This window comes from Acetobacterium sp. (assembly GCF_039830195.1).
GTDB lineage: Bacteria > Bacillota > Clostridia > Eubacteriales > Eubacteriaceae > Acetobacterium.
Map to the genome: position 1 here is coordinate 1 of NZ_JBDODG010000033.1, position 16,821 is coordinate 16,821.

The window sequence follows — 16,821 nt, forward strand, 5'->3', positions numbered from 1 at the left end:
AAAAACGTTTTGCATCAACGGTTTAAGGTGTTTTTAATATGCGAAGTTTGAGTTACTTAAGATTACCAATATGAATACCCGATGAAGTAGTGGTCTCAGATTCGCCAGCGCTTTCTTCAGCTTCCAGGATCGAGCCTTCAGCAAAAAGATAGGTGCGCAGTTCTTCATCCCATTTGTCCATGTTTCTGCGCAACCACTCAATGGCCATGCAGGCATGCTCAATTTCTTCATCCCGATTATGAGCCATGATTCCTTTCAGTTCCGGATCATTGGTTGCAGCCACACGTTGGTTGTACCAGTCAACAGCCTCCAGTTCTTCTTTTAAGCTGTTGATGGCACGGGTGATATTCATGGTTTTTTCGTCCAATAATTCAATTGGTTCGTGATATTGTGCCATAAATTTACCTCCTATAAATAAATTAGATTTATTATAAAATATACCCAAAAATATCAAGATTAACAGGTTATTTGTTAAATATATTTAACAAATAATTTTGTGGCAGGATAGGCGGATTCCCCCTTTGCATAAGAAATATTCTGCTTGTTTTCATTTTTCTTTAACATATGCTTAAATAAATGTAAACTTACAGAGAAAGTTAAGCTTAACAAGTTAAAATCTATGGAGTGGAAAAAGTTTCGACATCTTTTTTCACTTCACTATCTTTGGCAGCTGTTCATTGAACGGCTGCTTTTTTTGTTTGTTGGGTTGACAAATCGGTTTGATTCGTTTATGATAAATAAAATATCAAAAAGACGTTGATGAGGAATAGTAGTGATTGGATGATTTTCAGAGATCTGCTGGGTGGTGTGAAGCAGAAATCAGAAGATGATGAACTCACCTCGGAGTTGCTTGCTGAAATAATGCTGACAAAGTCAGTGATACTAGGTTAAGACGGAAGCCCACCGTTACAGGGGATGGATATCGGTTTTATTAAACCCGTATTGAAGACTTATATAAAATAGAGTGGTATAGCAGATTTTTCGTCTGTCTCGTTTGAGACAGGCGTTTTTTTATACAGTTTTTTATATAAATAGTTTTTCATGGGCAACATAAAGGGTATCGATAAAGTGCATACAGATCGCTGTATGAATAAGAGTGGTACCGCGGAAAGCTCCCTTTTCGTCTCTGATTGAGATGATAAGGGAGCTTTTTTGCATCAACTATAAAATTCATAAAAGGAGAAAGAGTATGTCGCGAAAGATTTATGTTTTTGACACCACCTTAAGGGATGGGGAACAGGTACCGGGGGCCAAATTGAATCTGGCCGAAAAGCTGGAGGTGGCCGAGCAGATTGCTAAAATGAAGGTCGATATGATGGAGGTGGGCTTCCCGTCTTCATCCCAGGGGGATTTTGAGGCGGTTCAGGCGATCAGTCGCAAAATCGGAAAAGACGTCTGGATAGCCGCCCTGGGTCGGGCGGTGCAAGCGGATATTGACTGCATTTATGAGAGTATCCGGGCGGCTGAGAATCCGCTGATTCATATTGTTCTGGGGTCATCGGATGTTCATGTCGCCAAGAAATTTAGAAAAACACCGGAGCAGGTTATTCAAATGGGGGTCGGTGCAGTTAAATATGCCAGCAGCCTGCTGCCCCAGGTTCAGTATTCGCTGGAAGATGCCAGTCGCTCGGAGTTTGAGTATCTCTGGCAAACCATTGAAGCCGTGGTGAAGGCGGGGGCTACCATCATTAATGTGCCGGACACAGTGGGGTTTGCCATTCCCGAAGAATTTGGCAAGCTGATCTACCGCATCAATGACCGGTTAAAAAATCTCGACCCTAAGGTGATGCTCAGTGTTCATTGTCATAATGATACCGGTCTGGCTACCGCCAATACCCTGGCAGCGGTGAAAAACGGGGCGGATAAGGTGGAGTGCACCATCAATGGTATCGGTGAACGGGCCGGGAATACCGCGCTGGAAGAAGTGGTCATGGGGATTTCGCTCCACCCGGCTTATTATGGCGGACAGACCACGGTGGATACCGGGAAAATCTATGAAACCTCGCGGATGGTCAGTGCTACCATGGGGCTGGATCTTCAGGTGAACAAAGCCATCACCGGGGAAAATGCTTTTGCCCATTCTTCGGGGATCCATCAGGATGGGTTGCTTAAATCCAAAGATGTGTATGAAATTATGGATCCGGAAACCATCGGGGCACCGGCAATGGAAATTGTGCTTACCGCCAGATCCGGTCGGCATGCTTTTATCCACGTCACTCAGCGTCTGGGCTTTGATATTCCTGAGACGTTGGTGGCGGAAATCTACCAGCAGTTTTTGTCCATGGCCGATGCCAAAAAAGAAATCTACGATAATGATGTGCTGACGCTGCTGAAAAACAGTGGCGTCCCCAGCCGCGGTAATAGCCCGGAATTATGGCAGTTGGTCGATTATCAGTTGCAGGTGGCCAGCGGTTTGCCGGCAGCGACGGTAAAGCTGGCCCGGGGTGAGAAAGAAGTGATGATCAGCCACAGTGGCTCCGGGGTCATCGATGCCCTTTACGGAGCCATTATGGAAGCCGTCGGGGCGCCGGTTGAACTGATCGATTATCGGATTAACAGCTTAAGCCGGGGCAAAGGCAGTTTGGGTAAGGTCACAGCTCAGATTCGCTGTGATGACCAATTGTTCTCGGGGAAAGCCATCGAACAGGACGTGATGCGGGCCAGTGCCCTGGCACTGATTAATGCGGTCAATAAGATGCTGCTTAAATAAGCGCGGCAAAATGAATCAAAACAGTTTTCTTATCAGCGCTTGTGGATCGGCATCTCTTTAGGATTCACAGAGGGTTTATCCGCCGATGATGTAAAGCGATCCCAAAGCCCGCTAAGTGCTTACTCCAGCGAAAACTCAATCCCCCGGTGTTCCACCGAAGTCGAAAAGACAATCAGTGTTTTGGTCCGGCCGAATCGTTGCAGTTCGCCGATGAAGCTATCCAATTCGCTGGTGCTGGGGAAAAGAACTTCCAGCAGCATCGAATAATCACCGGTGACACAATTGCATTCAATAACGTTGTTGCAGGTCTGAATATAGGGATAAAATTCTTTTTTGCAGACCGGCTCCACTTCGAGATTGACAAAAGCTTTAATATGATAGCCCATTTTGATGGGATTCACCACCGCCTGGTAGCCGCAAATATAGTTGTTTTTTTCCAATTGTTCAATCCGGGAAGAAACCGCCGGGGAGGAAAGATAGACCTGGGCGGCCAGTTCTTTAATTGAGATTCGCCCATTTTTCTGGAGCAGATTTAATATCTGCAGATCGATGGCATCCAGTAACTTGTTTTTCATAGTTTTAATCTCCTGACATCTTTGAAAATAAATGAAAATAATTATTAATGTAAAAGAGCGGATATTTATTACAATATTGTAGCATAATTAAATTAAGTTCAAAAGCGAAAAAACTTTTTAAATTAGCTGGATCACTTAAAATAATTAGGTATCATCGTTTTACATTGAGTGATTGACAATGCAAATGCTTTAAGTTTATGATTGTTTTCAGTTGATGTGCCGCAACAATTCATAAACAGGAGATATTTGTATGAGAGAATGCTATGATCCATATTTGAACGTGGTAGATGTAATGACAGAGGCAATGGAAATTGGTGGGATGAATCAATATATGTTTGATATCATAAAGAATCCCCAGCGGGAAACAAAGGTATATTTGCCAGTAGAAATGGATGATGGAACAGTGCAGGTTTTTGAAGGATACCGGGTTCAGCACTCCAATATCCGGGGACCGTTTAAAGGTGGGATCCGTTTTCATCAGGACTGTAATTTAAATGAAGTAAAGGCCCTGGCAACTTGGATGTCGCTAAAATGTGCGGTGGTCAATATTCCCTATGGCGGAGCCAAAGGCGGGGTACGGGTTGATCCCAATAACCTGTCCCAACGGGAACTGCGCAAATTGACGAGGCGCTACGCCTTTGCCATCGAACCGCTGATTGGTGCCGATACCGACATCCCGGCCCCGGACGTCAACACCAACGCCCAAACGATGGCCTGGATTCTCGATACCTACAGTATGTTAAAAGGCAAGCCCTGCCCCGGGGTGGTCACCGGCAAACCGTTGGAACTGGGCGGTTCCAAAGGACGGAATTCAGCCACCGGCCGCGGCGTGGCCATCAGTGCCAAACTGATTCTGGAACGGGATGGCAAGAAGCTTGAAGATGTCTCCGTGGCGATTTCGGGGATGGGCAATGTCGGTGGCAATGCGGCCCGGATTCTCGGACACCGGGGCAGTAAAATAGTCGCCTTAAGCGATGTTTCCGGGGGCATCTACTGTGAAAACGGTCTGGATGCTGATGAAATATCGGAGTTTTTAGAGACTAAAGGCAAGCAGTTAAAAGATTATCAGAAAGCGGGGGTCAGCCATATTTCTCATGAAGAAGTGCTGACCTGCAACTGTGATGTCCTGATCCCGGCGGCGCTGGAGAATCAGATCAATGCTGAAAATGCTGGAAAACTGCAATGCTCCTATATCATTGAAGGCGCCAACGGACCAACCAGCGTGGCCGCCGATGCTTTGCTGGAAGAACGGGGCATCGTCCTGGTACCGGATATCTTTGCCAATAGCGGCGGGGTCATCGTCTCTTATTTTGAGTGGGTCCAGAATATTCAGATCTTAACCTGGAACCGGGATCAGGTCAATAAAACTCTGGAAAAGATTATGTCAGCGGCTTTTATTGAGATCATCGAAGAAAGTCAGCAATCCCAGTGTTCATTGCGGATGGCCGCTTATATCATCGCCCTAAAACGATTGATCTACGCCGAGGAAATCAAAGGAATTTTCCCCTGATCGACAAGGTTATTTAATCAAGTTTTATAAGATAGCATTCTTTTTCAACCTTAATTCAAGGTTCAGGGATTAGATTATTAAGGTAATAACAGCCACCTCACCCAAAGGAAAAAACAGCGGACTTTAGATCAGTCGGCTGTTTTTTGTGCCAATTTTGAAAAGTGATAATAAATACAGTGATTCCACAACGATAAATGCTATAATAAAAAATATGATAGTGTAGGTGAAACAGTCAAAAATAGAGGAGGTTTCCATGGATGAATATTTCGACATTGTGATGCAAAATCCTCGCGTTTTGCAACTGGTTCTGGTTGTAGCGGGCGTGATCGTAATTTTGACGGCGAAAAACTTGATTCAGTCTCGCCTGAGCAGACGCATCAACGATCAAAATAATTCCTATCGGACCAGAAAGGCCATTAACCTTGTGGGATATTTTCTCATTCTACTGTTGATCTCAATTATTTATCGCGAGAGCCTGGGATCGTTAACAATTTTTTTGGGGATCGCCGGAGCTGGGATTGCTTTTGCACTACAGGAAGTTATTACAAGCATCGCAGGATGGATGGCGATCTTGTCCAGCGACATTTATAAATCTGGGGACCGGGTATTGATGGGCGGAATCAAAGGCGACGTGATTGATGTCGGTGTGCTACGAACCACCATTATGGAAATAGGTGAATGGGTAGAAGGGGATTTATACAATGGCAGAATTGTTAGAATCTCCAACAGCTTTGTATTCAAGGAACCCGTATACAACTATTCTGCAGATTTTCCTTTTTTATGGGATGAGATTAAAGTTCCGATTCAATATGGAAGTAATTACACTCTGGCAAGAGAAATTCTCTATGATGTAGCCCAGGAAGTGGTAAGCGACTATTCTGATGAAGCGGAGAAGCATTGGGAGATCATGGTACAAAAATTTCTGATTGAAAACGCCTCAACCCATCCCATGGTAAATATTATTGCCAATGATAACTGGGTGGAGTTTAGCCTTCGATATGTGGTGAACTATAAAATGCGTGTGGGTGTAAAGGATCAGCTATTCACAAAAATCCTTGAGAGGGTAGAAAGCAATTCAGGTCAGGTTAAGTTTGCCTCAGCAACTTTTGCGTTAACAAAAATGCCCCCCATTGAAGTGAAATCCAACAATGAGATCAATCGCCCATAGGTGGTTTTAGTTTTGATGCGAATCAAAGTAATGGCAAATTTTGGCGATTTTGTCGCCGTTCTTATGCATAAATAAAAAATGCGTTTGATAAATAATGAAAGTAGGATGATTGAATGAAAAAAATAATTAACAAGATTCGAACAAGCATCTGGTTGTATCCAACGATTTATAGTTTGTTTGCGTTCGTACTCTCGATTAGTATTACAATCATCGATAAAACGTGTACTGATGAATCATTGAACTATGTAAATGAGCTATTTTATACGACATCTTCTTTAGCTCAGGCAGTATTGAGTATTATTGCAGGAGCGTTTATTACAATTTCGACCTTTACTTTTTCGACAACGATGGTAGTGTTGACGATGTATTCTTCACAGTTTACACCACGCGTTGTAGAAAATTTTTTAAATAATAAGACAACAATGAAATCTTTTGGTATTTTTCTGAGTGGATTTATCTATGCAATTACTTCGTTGTTGTTTATTGACACAAATAAAGATGGTAATCTTGTAATTGCAGCCAGTGTAGGTGTTATTTATATCATAGTCGGTCTGGTATACTTCCTATTATTCATCAATAATGTTTCAACCCATATTCAAGCCAGTGATTTAATATCTAGACTTCATGAAGAAGCAATCGGAGAAATTGAAAAGTATACTAATTTTGCAAAAGAGTCAGAAATTATTTCCGAAGTCAAATTGAAAAAAATAACAGACAAAAAAAATTTTATTAAAATATTTGCTCGGTCCGATGGTTATATTCAAGAAATAAATTACCAAAGATTAAAAAAATTTGCACAGAAATATAAGTGTATTGTTTGTTTTAAAAAAGTTGTCGGGCAATTCGTTTCAACGGAAACGAGGATTTTAATAATTTATTTCGAAGGTTTTGAAGATTTTACTGAAATCGTATTAAATGAACTTCATCAATGTATTTTGATCGGAAATAAAAAAACGCAGGCTCAAGACTTTAGTTTTACAATTCAAAAGATCGTTGAAATCGCTTTAAAAGCACTTTCGCCGGGGATAAATGATCCAAATACGGCAGTTCATTGTCTTAAGATCATCGGTGTTTTGTTAAGAAATTTAGCAAATATCGAAAAAGGATATATTATCTTAAAAGATCAAAATGAATTTGGCTTTATAATCTACGAAGCTTTTGATTTTAAAGTGCTGCTGTATGATGCCTATAATCAAATTATGTTTTATGGGCAAAAGGATGTATCCATTGTGGTGGCAGGATTTAAATCTTTGCGATTTATAAAAGCCAAGGCAAGCCAGAACAATCGTGAAATAATTGATGAATATGCAAAACATGTATTTAATAAACGAGAAAATAAAGTTTTTGGTAAATTAGAATTTAGTAAAATTCAAAAAGAATTTAATGATTTGCTTAATTTCTAGAAGAGCCGATTATTTTAAGATTGTTAAAAATGATCACCGGACTGATCAGGCCGACGGATGGCGTGATCCTGTTTGAAGAAACCCCTGGGAAAGAAAAGACTTAGCTAAAATTGGTGCCCTGATTGAAAACCCGGGCATTTATCCCAATCTGACGGCCATGGAAAACTTAAAGGTGGCGTGTACCCTTTATGAACTACCCAGCTCAAGAGCTGAGGAAGTGTTATCGCTGATTGGCCTGGAAAGTGCCGGCAAAAAGAAAACCAGAAATTTCTCGATGGGTATGAAGCAACGGTTAGGAATCGGTTTAGCCATCATTAATAATCCCCGGCTGCTGATTCTGGATGAACCAACCAATGGCCTTGACCCGGTGGGGATCGAAGAATTGCGAGAATTAATCCGTTCATTCTCATCCCATGGGATCACGGTCATTCTTTCCAGTCATATTCTATCCGAAGTGGCACTGGTTGCAGATGAGGTATCAATCATCGCGAATGGGGTTGTGGGCTATCAGGGCGCCGTCCAAAAAGGTGAGGACTTGGAAAAGATATTTATGGATGTGATCCGAAAAAGTGCGGGTGAACGCGCATGTTAGCCATCATAAAATCCGAGTTTCAGAAAAGTAAACGGTCAGCGGTGAACAAATTTGTAATTGTGGCACCGATTATGACGCTCCTGCTCTGTTATATTTTAGGAGGGGGACAAAATGGCGCCTATAATTGGTGGGTGGTCATGTTTCTACCCGGACTTATCGCTATTTTAGCGGCGATGATCATCGGTCGGGATAAGAATCTTGAATATAAAGGGCTATTTCTCTATCCAAAAGAAAAAGCATTGTTCTGGATTGGCAAAACACTCTATGTGAGTCTACTTTTTTTGTTTTCCAGTCTGATTTTTATGTTGGGTATTGTCATGATGGGATTATTTGATCAAGCGACGATTTCTTTGCCAGCTAACTTATTGGCCATGAGTATATTAATTTTAACCTTTCTTTTTCAGATCCCGATTTGCATGTTTCTGGCGGATCGATTCAATCTTTTTGTGGCAACGCTGTTTAACGTCGGCATGGTTATTTTATCGGTAGTATCATTTGGAACGGAATCAATTATAGCGTATTCCCCATATGGTGTCGGTGTGACCTTAATGTGTCCGATTCTCCATATTTTGCCAAATGGTTTACCCGTTCCGGAAAGCAGTCCGTTATTAGTTAACAATGGCATCGGAAGTGCGGCACTGGGCTGTATGATCGTTTTTATCATGCTAGTGGCAGCAACGGCCTGGGCCTTTAAAGATCGGGAGGGAAAATAAATGAAGTTTAAAAATCTGCTGATTACTGATATAATGAAACTTAAATCAACCCCGGTTCTGTGGTTGCACTTGCTGGTGCCGATGCTTGGGTTGATGGTATTTTTGAGTTATTATTCGGTGAGTCCGATGGACGGCTTTATGAAACAAAAAACCTATATTACGGTGATGTGCGTGGCGTTTCCGATTCTGATTGGCGTGATTACCGCGATGGTGGCCGAAGCTGAAGACCAGGCCGGGAATTATCGCAATCTGTTGAACGTCTATCCGGTCAAGTGGTCGGCGCTGATGAGTAAATACCTGGTACTGATTGTGCTTGGGGCGCTGAGTACCGTGATTGCCGTGATTGGTTTTTATCTTGGTATGTCGCAAATGATAACCGCATTGCCGATCGGAACTTATTTTGCATTGATGGGCATTCTATTTGGGCGCAGTCTGTTTTTATATGCATTTCATTTATTCTTAAGTCTGCGTTTTTCAAAATCGGTTTCTGTCGGTATGGGGATCTTTGAAGCCCTCATTGTGGCCCTTTTCAGAACCGGAATGGGGGATGGCCGATGGCCTTATTTCCCCTGTGCCTGGAGCATCCGTTTTACCTGGACGACGATTACGCATTTTTATATCCCGGGAAGCTTGTTACATTGGTGATGCACCTGTTGCACTGACTAAAAGCGAGTATGAAATATCAGAGCTGTTGGCGTTACATCATGGTCAGGTGTTTTCCAAAGAACAGATTTATGAGTCGGTGTTTGGCGTTTTTGGCGAGAGTGACAACAGCGTGATTGTCGAACATGTCAAAAACATTCGCGGTAAATTTGCATTAAGCAAAGAAGAGCCCATCAAAACGCCATTAACGATCATCAAGGGGAATGTGGAGCTTTTAGGCGAAACGGTCTTAGACCAGGAGCAAATGCTGTATCAGAAATATATTATCGAAAATGCGACCCAAATAGAAGGCTATATTAATAAATTGGTCGAGCTTTCAAAATCGGAAACACCGGAAGCGTTGGCGGTTAAAAAGGTAGCGGTTAAGAATTTACTTGATGGCATCCATGAGCAGACTAGCGGGATGATCATAAAAAAGAACATTAAACTCACCTGGCAGGAGATGGATCTGGCTAGCGTAACGATTCAAGCTGATCGGGAAAAGTTACACCGGGCAATTATGAATGTGATGGGAAATGCCGTTGAATTTACGCCGCCCCAGGGAACCATTGCGGTAGCGGCGCAAAAAGGGATTGGAAACTGATCTTGACCATTCGTGATGGTGGAAAAGGCTTTGGAGACCAGGCGCTACGCCATGGGAAAGAGCAATTCTTCATGTCGGACAGCAGCAGGACCGATCACAAACATCACGGGATGGGACTTTATATTGCCGATAACATTGTGAAGCAGCTTGGTGGTCAGCTTGTCATTGGCAACACGGCCCAAGGTGGTTTGGTAACCATCACCCTTAAGATATTATAGCCATGTATGAAAAAAATCAGAAAGAGAGATGATGATGGAACTAGATAATTACAAAAAAGTATGTGAATATTGGCGCTTAAAGGCGCTGGAGTTTGACTACGAAGAACGCTATGCCGCGCTGGGGCTGCCCGGATATAATGAAAATAATTTACCAATCACTTATTTTGGCGTGAACTACCAAATTAACCGTAGCGATGCCAGCATTATCCGGGTCGATCAACCGGCAGAAGAGGTGGACTTTTATACCCAATCAGCCATCTACCACTTATTTCATTTCTCACAAGAAGCACCGCGAAATTCCGGTAATTTTATTCCCCTCCACGAACTCCGGGGCGCCGCGCCGTTTAGCCCGGCATTTAAAAAATCGACGCTAACTCCTTTTGCCAAAACATTTGAAGGTAAAACCCAGCAATTGATTGATGCCGCAGAAAAACTGGGCTTTGAACGATTACCAAATTCAGACGCCGGCTTTCAGGCCATGGCCTTTGTCTGTATGCCCATCCGGTTTCTATTTTGGGATGGTGACGATGAACTGCCCGCCCAGGCCACCATTCTTTTTGACGAAAAAATTACCGATTTTACCCATGAGGAAACCGTCATCGGCATTGGCTCGGATCTCGTCAACCGTCTTATTGACGCGGCCGGATTAAAACGATTGGTATAAATAAAAAATCACCAGACATATCACCAGTTACAGCAAATGCTGGCTGGTGATTTTTTTGCGCTTTTTTTTGCAGTAACCATTACCGTTTTTTAAAGCACATGATGGTTGTATTAACAGCCTGAATGATTGACAAACAATTATAGTTGACAACTCAACATAAACAATTTATAATAACGTTGACTAGTCAATCAAAAAGGGAGTGAGTATATTGGAAATTGAAAACATGCATTTTATTATGCTCAACAATAAAATATTCCGAAACAACCAGATTCAACTGGATAAGGTGATGAAAAAATATGGCTTAAGCAGTGGTTCAATGCCCTATCTTTTCATTTTAGAAAAAAGCGAAGGCGTCAGCCTTCATCAGCTCAGCCGAAAAATTGGCAATGATAAGGCCATGACCACCCGCACCATAAAACGGCTGATCGAACTGGAATATGTTTATAAAGTCGGGAAAGATGGGGACTGTCGGGCCTATCAATTATATCTGACCGATAAAGCCAAAGCAGTATTACCTAAGATGCACGGGGAAATTCAGGAGATTGTGGATTTAATTTCGGTCGATTTATCGCTGGAAGAAAAGGACATAACCCTGGCAGCGATGAAAAAAATATTTATGCGAACCCAGCAGCTAAGAGTCGAGGAGGAAATCGATGGAAAAAACTTATGAGAAAAACAAATGGCCGATTCTGCTGATTGTGGTCATGTCGACCTTTATGGCCACCCTGGACAGCAGTATCGTCAATGTCGCTCTGCCCCAGATGGCCTGGGCGATGGATGTTGATACCGCTCAGATCCAGCTGGTGGTGACCAGTTATCTGATTGTCATTGTCGGGATCATCCTGATCTTTGGAAAACTGGGGGATATGCTGGGTAAGACCAGGATCTTCACCTTCGGTATTGCCATGTTTACGCTGGGTTCACTGCTTTGTGGAATCGGCGGTTCTTTTCCGGTGCTGATCGGGGCCCGGATTATTCAGGCAGTTGGTGCCGCAGCAACCATGGCCAACAATCAGGGCATTATTACCCAGGTTTTTCCGGCCACGGAGCGGGGCAAGGCGCTGGGTTTAACCGGCACATCGGTGGCCTTGGGATCGCTGGTTGGTCCCGGTTTGGGGGGGATTATTGTCGGCGCCGCCAGCTGGGAATATATCTTTCTGATCAATGTTCCAGTCGGCGTGGTGGTCCTATTTTTTGCCATCAAGCTACTGCCACGAAGTAATAAAAAAGCCACCGACCGGCTGGATGTTCTGGGTGCGGCACTATTTATGTTCAGCATCGTGCCATTATTTGTGGCTCTGGGTCAGGTACCCAGTCTCGGTTTTGCCAATCCGCTGATACTAAGCGCTTTTATTGTCTCGGTGCTATCATTTATCGCCTTTATCGTGGTTGAACAAAAACGTCACAACCCCTTGATCTCATTGGCGATTTTCAAGAATAAATTATTTTCGCTGAGTATCTTTTGTGCCTTTATTACCTTTGTGGGGCTTTTCTGCAACAGTATTATCCAACCCTTTTATCTCCAGGATGTCATGAACTATGCACCGGAGCAGGCGGGATTGATTATGATGATTTTCCCCTTGGTGTTATCCGTGCTGGCACCCGTCAGCGGTCATGTATCCGACAAAATTGGCTCGGAATTGTTAACCTTTATCGGTTTGTTGCTGATCAGTCTGGGTTTGTTTTTGATGTCCACCCTGACCGAACAGTCCAGCCTGATGACCATGGTGATCTTTATTGTTGTTTTATCGGCGGGGATGGGCTTATTTCAATCGCCCAATAATTCTCTGATCATGTCAACTGTGGGTCGGCATCAGCTGGGGATTGCTGGGAGCATCAATGCCCTGGTCCGAAATATGGGCATGGTCTGCGGGATTGCTTTGGCCACCACCTTGCTTTACGGCAGCATGAGCGGCGAGTTGGGCTATCGCGTGACCGATTATGTAGCCGGACAAAATGGCGCCTTTATTAACGGCATGCGAACGGTCTATCTGACGGCGGCGGTGATCAGTCTTTTTGGTGCCGTATTAACGCTATTGCGACTGATCAGAAAAAAATCCCGAACTCTGGACAAAGCCGTGATTCGGGAAAATGAAATGAGTGCCGGCCAGGAATAAAGCAACACTTAAAAACCATCTGGATCACAATGGCGTCTAACCTTTCTTTTTCTGGCAGGTCGGACAATAGTAGGTGCCGCGGCCACGAACCATTTCCTTGGTGATGGCGCCATTGCAGACCGCGCAAACCTTTTGGGTATGCACCTGTAACTGCATCTGAAACAAACCGGTAATGCCATTGGCATCAAAAGAGTGAATCGTTGTGCCGCCCTGGGCAATGGCCTGCGCCAGAATTTCTGTTGCTACGGCGATTAATTCAACCACCCGCTTTTTACTGACCCGTTTCCCAGGGGTTCGGGGATCCATTTTCATTGTGAAACAGATTTCATTGGCGTAAATATTACCGATTCCAGTCATGATGGTTTGATCCAATAGCAAGGCTTTAATCGGCAGATTGCTCTTATGTATTTTGGCATAGATCGTTTTGGGATCAGCATCCCATGGTTCCGGACCCAGCTTGCAAAGCGGTAAATCGTGGCGATAGCTGTCTTTGTTGACCAGTTCTAAACGCCCAAATTTACGGGTGTCCTGATAGCGCAATGCGGTGCCATCACTAAAGACAAAGCTAAGATGTTCATGTTTGCCTAGCGGCTTTGATGCGTCGACAATATGATATTTGCCTTCCATTCGTAAATGCGAAATAAAGGCATCACGATCCAAAATAAAAACTAAATATTTCCCGACCCGATCGATATCGCGGATGGTTTGACCGGTTAACGTCGTCACAAAATTATCCGTAGCTCCGACGACGATCTTATCGTAATGAACCCGGATTTCTTTAATTTCTTTGCCGATAATAAAGTTCTTCAACGTTCGGCGAACGGTTTCGACTTCTGGTAGTTCTGGCATAAGATTCACCTGCTTTAATGGATAGTATTTTTTGCGTAACCATCCTGAGTATACACCAACTGAAACCATTGCGGCAAATGGAAAAGCGATAATTAATTATCAGCGTTTGTCTCAGGGTGCGCCGATACAGTCTTGACGAATACCCGGCCACATTCAGGAGCCGGATTTTATAAATGTCTCGGTACGCTTTACATCAGCAAAGGTGTTTTGCAGAGCCGCCATAAACGTTGTGTGGACAAGCTCAGCGGGAATCGGAGCATTTTCCCAGAGCAGATCTCTGGTGGTACAGGCGTCACTCAATAATTCAATGGCAAAGCCCAGTCGCTTGGCGGAACGCACCGTTGTGTCAACACACATATGGCTCATCATGCCGCAGATTACCAACTGTTCGATGCCCAATTCATTCAGCAGCGGAAGTAAATCCGTGTTGAAGAAACTATCCGGGGTGTTTTTGACAATCACCCTTTCTCCGGGAAAGGGCGATACCAGGCGATTGATATTGACGCCAGCGGTATCGGCGCTGAAAAAGGGGGCTCCTGAGTTCATGTTGATATGCTGAACATGAAAGACGGGCAGCTCTTTTTTTCTAAAGTAAGCTAAAACGCGTTTGGCGTTTTGGGCCGCGGCATCGGGCTGATTAAGTTCAAAACGGCCACCGGGGAAATAATCATTTTGGATATCAATTAGAATGAGTGCTTTTTTCATTTATTAAACCTCCTCGTTTTTGACAGTATAAGCCATCTTAATCAGAAGGTAAATTACCCACTTTTTGGTGGGTATGTTTATCGATAGGGGAAAAGCAGCGCAATTATTTGGGATAACAGATGCCCTTTTGATCCAAGCTGTCAGTCAGGCGATGTTCAACCATATAGTCAATGCCAACGTCCTGCATAATTTCAATGGCCGCGAGGATCTGCTTGCCCCGGGCGGTGAGATAGTAATCAACATGAAGCGGATAACCGGGAGCGTTTTCTTTGGCAACCAGGCCAAAATGGCGCAGCTCATTTAATTGTTGCAAGAGCATCTTCTGGCTGATACCAGCGATGCTTTTTTGCAGTTGTGAAAGCGAAACAGAACCCGCTCTCATTTGAAAAATGATAATGGTTTTCCATTTGCCTTTGATAATGTCATGGACAATCTCAAGCGGGCAGGTGTAATCAGTGCGAATTTTCATTGCAAACTCCCTGTAATTTTAGAATACCGATTTTGGCTTAGGGGATTGAGCTAAATCGTTTAGCCAAATCGAACGGGCTTAAGATTCCTGATCGAACGCGGCCAGCATGACGTCAAGGGCATGAAGGACATTCATTTTTTCGTCATTGGGAATGTTAGCAAAAATGTCGGCAAAGAAAGTATCATTATTGCTTTCAATCGTTTCAAAGATAACCATGCCAGCTTCAGTCAGAGATATCTCAACACTGCGCCGGTCTTCACGTGAAGGGATGCGTTGGACATAGCCCTTTTTGACAAGTCCGTCGACGGTACGGCTGGTGGTGCTCATATCGATGGCCAGGATGACGGCTAAGTCCTTTAAAGAAATGGCGTTAACCCGCCCGATTTCCACTAAGGCATGGCATTGAGCCAGACTTAGAACGGCGGCGCAGCAGCTGCCATTATTTTTTTTTAAGAGTCCCAGTTTTCGCTCCAGGATGCGGATTTGTTCTCTAAAATGTTTTGGTTGTGCTCGATTCATAATAGCACCTCCTTTAAGATGGGTTTATTGTAGCATGTTTAATTTGCATTTGCAATGTTTGATAAAAACAATAGTTGCTACTTGCAATTAAAATAACCGTGTGTTACAATTACAAGCAAATTTGAAAGGACGTGTTAAAGATGAATCAGACCATCGAAAAAGCCGAAAATTATTTCTTGAAGACCTATAATCGCTATCCGATTGTATTGGAATCCGGAGAAGGTGTTTATCTCGTTGACGATGCGGGGAAAAAATATCTTGATTTTGCCGCGGGCATTGGCGTGTTTGCCTTAGGTTATCAAAACAAAACATATAACGAAGCCTTGAAAACACAGATCGATCAACTCATTCACACCTCCAATTTGTTTTATAACAAGCCCTCCGCCGAGGCGGCTGAGAAGTTTGCCCAGGTATCGGGGATGGAGAAGGTGTTCTTTACCAATTCGGGAACCGAAGCCATCGAAGGGGCGTTAAAAATTGCCCGTAAATATTATTTTAACAAGACCGGCAGTCCCACCGGCGAAATCATTGCCATGAAGCAGTCCTTTCATGGCCGCAGCATGGGGGCGTTGGCGGTTACCGGACAACCCAAATACCAGGAAGCTTTTGGCCCGATGATGCCAAATATCAAGTTTGCCCAGTTTAATAATCTGGCCAGTGTCAAAGCACAGATCACTGAAAAAACCTGTGCCATATTAATGGAAACCATTCAGGGCGAAGGCGGATTGTATCCGGCCAGCGCCGAGTTTGTCAGTGGCGTGAAAAAGCTTTGTGAAGAACATGATCTGCTGTTGATGCTGGATGAAATCCAATGCGGCATGGGACGAGTCGGAGAAATGTTTGCTTATCAGGCATATGGCATTATCCCCGATGTGGTGACTTCAGCCAAAGCCCTCGGATGCGGCATTCCGGTCGGGGCTTTTGCGGCCCGGGGCAAAGCCGCAGCAGTATTAGAACCAGGCGATCACGGCACCACCTATGGCTTTAATCCCCTGGCTGGTGCCGCCGTTGCGGTGGTGTTGGATATCTATAAGGAGACGGCTTTACTGGATCATGTCAAAGCGGTCAGCAGCTATCTGGAAGCGCAACTGGATCAACTGGTCAGCGACTATCCGGGAGTCAAAGAACGCCGCGGGATGGGACTAATACAAGCCCTGGAGCTGGATCGCCCGGTTGCAGATATCATCGCAAAAACCCAGGAACGGGGACTGATCATCATCACTGCCGGACCAAACGTATTGCGATTTCTGCCGCCATTGGTGATCGAGAAAAAACAGATCGATGAAATGATGGGGATCTTAAAAAGCAGTTTGGATTTGGCATAATATTGAATCGCTTCACGGCAGCCGTTTTTTGTAGTAGA

General features: G+C 43.9%; 18 protein-coding genes, 2 pseudogenes and 1 other annotated feature. Of the genes and pseudogenes, 14 read left to right on the forward strand and 6 right to left on the reverse strand.

All coding sequences use genetic code 11. From position 1 onward, the window contains the following. Nucleotides 1-52: 52 nt before the first annotated feature. The gene (locus tag ABGU93_RS09585) at nt 53-397 is read right to left on the reverse strand and encodes a ferritin-like domain-containing protein (protein WP_347413241.1); all 345 of its coding nucleotides are present in this window, start codon (nt 395-397) and stop codon (nt 53-55) included. Between the two features lie 350 nt (nt 398-747). After that, nucleotides 748-1,131 (forward strand) — a binding site (T-box leader). Between the two features lie 58 nt (nt 1,132-1,189). On the opposite strand from ABGU93_RS09585, the gene ABGU93_RS09590 reads away from it, so the two are divergent. Further along, nucleotides 1,190-2,710 carry a 2-isopropylmalate synthase gene (locus ABGU93_RS09590; RefSeq protein WP_347413242.1) on the forward strand — a complete coding sequence of 507 codons (1,521 nt, stop codon included), beginning with the start codon at nt 1,190-1,192 and terminating at the stop codon, nt 2,708-2,710. A 119-nt stretch (nt 2,711-2,829) separates the two neighbouring features. Here the strand turns inward: ABGU93_RS09590 and ABGU93_RS09595 are convergent, their stop codons facing one another. Next, complete coding sequence (locus tag ABGU93_RS09595; RefSeq protein WP_186894676.1) at nt 2,830-3,270, reverse strand: Lrp/AsnC family transcriptional regulator; 441 nt, start codon at nt 3,268-3,270, stop codon at nt 2,830-2,832. Nucleotides 3,271-3,535: 265 nt separating this feature from the next. On the opposite strand from ABGU93_RS09595, the gene ABGU93_RS09600 reads away from it, so the two are divergent. From ABGU93_RS09600 to ABGU93_RS09655, 12 genes and pseudogenes are all read left to right on the forward strand, one after another. Continuing rightward, nucleotides 3,536-4,795 carry a Glu/Leu/Phe/Val dehydrogenase gene (locus tag ABGU93_RS09600; RefSeq protein WP_347413243.1) on the forward strand — a complete coding sequence of 420 codons (1,260 nt, stop codon included), beginning with the start codon at nt 3,536-3,538 and terminating at the stop codon, nt 4,793-4,795. Nucleotides 4,796-5,048: 253 nt separating this feature from the next. Next, on the forward strand, nt 5,049-5,963 hold the full coding sequence (locus tag ABGU93_RS09605; protein WP_347413244.1) for a mechanosensitive ion channel family protein: 915 nt from the start codon (nt 5,049-5,051) through the stop codon (nt 5,961-5,963). Between the two features lie 113 nt (nt 5,964-6,076). After that, nucleotides 6,077-7,366: a DUF2254 domain-containing protein gene (locus ABGU93_RS09610; RefSeq protein WP_347413245.1), complete on the forward strand. Its 1,290-nt coding sequence runs from the start codon at nt 6,077-6,079 to the stop codon at nt 7,364-7,366. Nucleotides 7,367-7,386: 20 nt separating this feature from the next. Then, nucleotides 7,387-7,958: pseudogene (locus ABGU93_RS09615) on the forward strand (ATP-binding cassette domain-containing protein); the annotation flags it as partial. Beyond that, complete coding sequence (locus ABGU93_RS09620; RefSeq protein ID WP_347413246.1) at nt 7,952-8,671, forward strand: lantibiotic immunity ABC transporter MutE/EpiE family permease subunit; 720 nt, start codon at nt 7,952-7,954, stop codon at nt 8,669-8,671. The pseudogene ABGU93_RS09615 and the gene ABGU93_RS09620, both read left to right, overlap by 7 nt. Next, nucleotides 8,672-9,316 (forward strand): lantibiotic immunity ABC transporter MutG family permease subunit, encoded by a 645-nt coding sequence (locus ABGU93_RS09625; RefSeq protein ID WP_347413247.1) that lies wholly within the window; start codon nt 8,672-8,674, stop codon nt 9,314-9,316. A 16-nt stretch (nt 9,317-9,332) separates the two neighbouring features. Further along, nucleotides 9,333-9,515, forward strand: a pseudogene (locus ABGU93_RS09630) (winged helix-turn-helix domain-containing protein); the annotation flags it as partial. Beyond that, complete coding sequence (locus ABGU93_RS09635) at nt 9,507-9,917, forward strand: histidine kinase dimerization/phospho-acceptor domain-containing protein (protein ID WP_347413370.1); 411 nt, start codon at nt 9,507-9,509, stop codon at nt 9,915-9,917. The pseudogene ABGU93_RS09630 and the gene ABGU93_RS09635, both read left to right, overlap by 9 nt. Nucleotides 9,918-9,919: 2 nt before the next feature. Beyond that, entirely contained in the window at nt 9,920-10,135 is a 216-nt protein-coding gene (locus ABGU93_RS09640; protein ID WP_347413248.1) for an ATP-binding protein, read from the forward strand. Nucleotides 10,136-10,169: 34 nt separating this feature from the next. Further along, complete coding sequence (locus ABGU93_RS09645) at nt 10,170-10,799, forward strand: DUF3786 domain-containing protein (protein ID WP_347413249.1); 630 nt, start codon at nt 10,170-10,172, stop codon at nt 10,797-10,799. A 208-nt stretch (nt 10,800-11,007) separates the two neighbouring features. Continuing rightward, the gene (locus tag ABGU93_RS09650) at nt 11,008-11,469 is read left to right on the forward strand and encodes a MarR family transcriptional regulator (RefSeq protein ID WP_347413250.1); all 462 of its coding nucleotides are present in this window, start codon (nt 11,008-11,010) and stop codon (nt 11,467-11,469) included. Next, complete coding sequence (locus ABGU93_RS09655; protein WP_347413251.1) at nt 11,453-12,916, forward strand: MFS transporter; 1,464 nt, start codon at nt 11,453-11,455, stop codon at nt 12,914-12,916. Before ABGU93_RS09650 ends, ABGU93_RS09655 begins: the two co-directional genes overlap by 17 nt. Before the next feature lie 36 nt (nt 12,917-12,952). On the opposite strand, the gene mutM is transcribed toward ABGU93_RS09655, so the two are convergent. The 4 genes from mutM to ABGU93_RS09675 all read right to left on the reverse strand — a co-directional run bounded on the left by mutM (nt 12,953) and on the right by ABGU93_RS09675 (nt 15,458). Further along, nucleotides 12,953-13,765 carry a DNA-formamidopyrimidine glycosylase gene (mutM, locus tag ABGU93_RS09660; RefSeq protein WP_347413252.1) on the reverse strand — a complete coding sequence of 271 codons (813 nt, stop codon included), beginning with the start codon at nt 13,763-13,765 and terminating at the stop codon, nt 12,953-12,955. Between the two features lie 153 nt (nt 13,766-13,918). Further along, a complete protein-coding gene (locus ABGU93_RS09665) occupies nt 13,919-14,470 on the reverse strand; it encodes a cysteine hydrolase family protein (protein WP_347413253.1) in 552 nt (183 codons plus the stop codon). 103 nt (nt 14,471-14,573) lie between these two features. Next, the gene (locus ABGU93_RS09670; protein WP_347413254.1) at nt 14,574-14,939 is read right to left on the reverse strand and encodes a helix-turn-helix domain-containing protein; all 366 of its coding nucleotides are present in this window, start codon (nt 14,937-14,939) and stop codon (nt 14,574-14,576) included. Nucleotides 14,940-15,017: 78 nt separating this feature from the next. Further along, nucleotides 15,018-15,458, reverse strand: a complete 441-nt coding sequence (locus tag ABGU93_RS09675) for a MarR family transcriptional regulator (RefSeq protein WP_347413255.1) — start codon at nt 15,456-15,458, stop codon at nt 15,018-15,020. Between the two features lie 140 nt (nt 15,459-15,598). On the opposite strand from ABGU93_RS09675, the gene ABGU93_RS09680 reads away from it, so the two are divergent. Further along, nucleotides 15,599-16,783: an aspartate aminotransferase family protein gene (locus ABGU93_RS09680; protein ID WP_347413256.1), complete on the forward strand. Its 1,185-nt coding sequence runs from the start codon at nt 15,599-15,601 to the stop codon at nt 16,781-16,783. Nucleotides 16,784-16,821 lie beyond the last annotated feature (38 nt).

Excerpts from the sequence above, each read along its gene's own strand:
- ABGU93_RS09590 (WP_347413242.1), top strand. The coding sequence starts at position 1,190 with ATGTCGCGAAAGATTTATGTTTTTGACACCACCTTAAGGGATGGGGAA.
- ABGU93_RS09585 (WP_347413241.1), bottom strand. The coding sequence starts at position 397 with ATGGCACAATATCACGAACCAATTGAATTATTGGACGAAAAAACCATG.
- ABGU93_RS09610 (WP_347413245.1), top strand. The coding sequence starts at position 6,077 with ATGAAAAAAATAATTAACAAGATTCGAACAAGCATCTGGTTGTATCCA.
- ABGU93_RS09670 (WP_347413254.1), bottom strand. The coding sequence starts at position 14,939 with ATGAAAATTCGCACTGATTACACCTGCCCGCTTGAGATTGTCCATGAC.
- mutM (WP_347413252.1), bottom strand. The coding sequence starts at position 13,765 with ATGCCAGAACTACCAGAAGTCGAAACCGTTCGCCGAACGTTGAAGAAC.
- ABGU93_RS09680 (WP_347413256.1), top strand. The coding sequence starts at position 15,599 with ATGAATCAGACCATCGAAAAAGCCGAAAATTATTTCTTGAAGACCTAT.
- ABGU93_RS09665 (WP_347413253.1), bottom strand. The coding sequence starts at position 14,470 with ATGAAAAAAGCACTCATTCTAATTGATATCCAAAATGATTATTTCCCC.
- ABGU93_RS09675 (WP_347413255.1), bottom strand. The coding sequence starts at position 15,458 with ATGAATCGAGCACAACCAAAACATTTTAGAGAACAAATCCGCATCCTG.
- ABGU93_RS09655 (WP_347413251.1), top strand. The coding sequence starts at position 11,453 with ATGGAAAAAACTTATGAGAAAAACAAATGGCCGATTCTGCTGATTGTG.
- ABGU93_RS09620 (WP_347413246.1), top strand. The coding sequence starts at position 7,952 with ATGTTAGCCATCATAAAATCCGAGTTTCAGAAAAGTAAACGGTCAGCG.
- ABGU93_RS09625 (WP_347413247.1), top strand. The coding sequence starts at position 8,672 with ATGAAGTTTAAAAATCTGCTGATTACTGATATAATGAAACTTAAATCA.
- ABGU93_RS09605 (WP_347413244.1), top strand. The coding sequence starts at position 5,049 with ATGGATGAATATTTCGACATTGTGATGCAAAATCCTCGCGTTTTGCAA.
- ABGU93_RS09600 (WP_347413243.1), top strand. The coding sequence starts at position 3,536 with ATGAGAGAATGCTATGATCCATATTTGAACGTGGTAGATGTAATGACA.
- ABGU93_RS09645 (WP_347413249.1), top strand. The coding sequence starts at position 10,170 with ATGGAACTAGATAATTACAAAAAAGTATGTGAATATTGGCGCTTAAAG.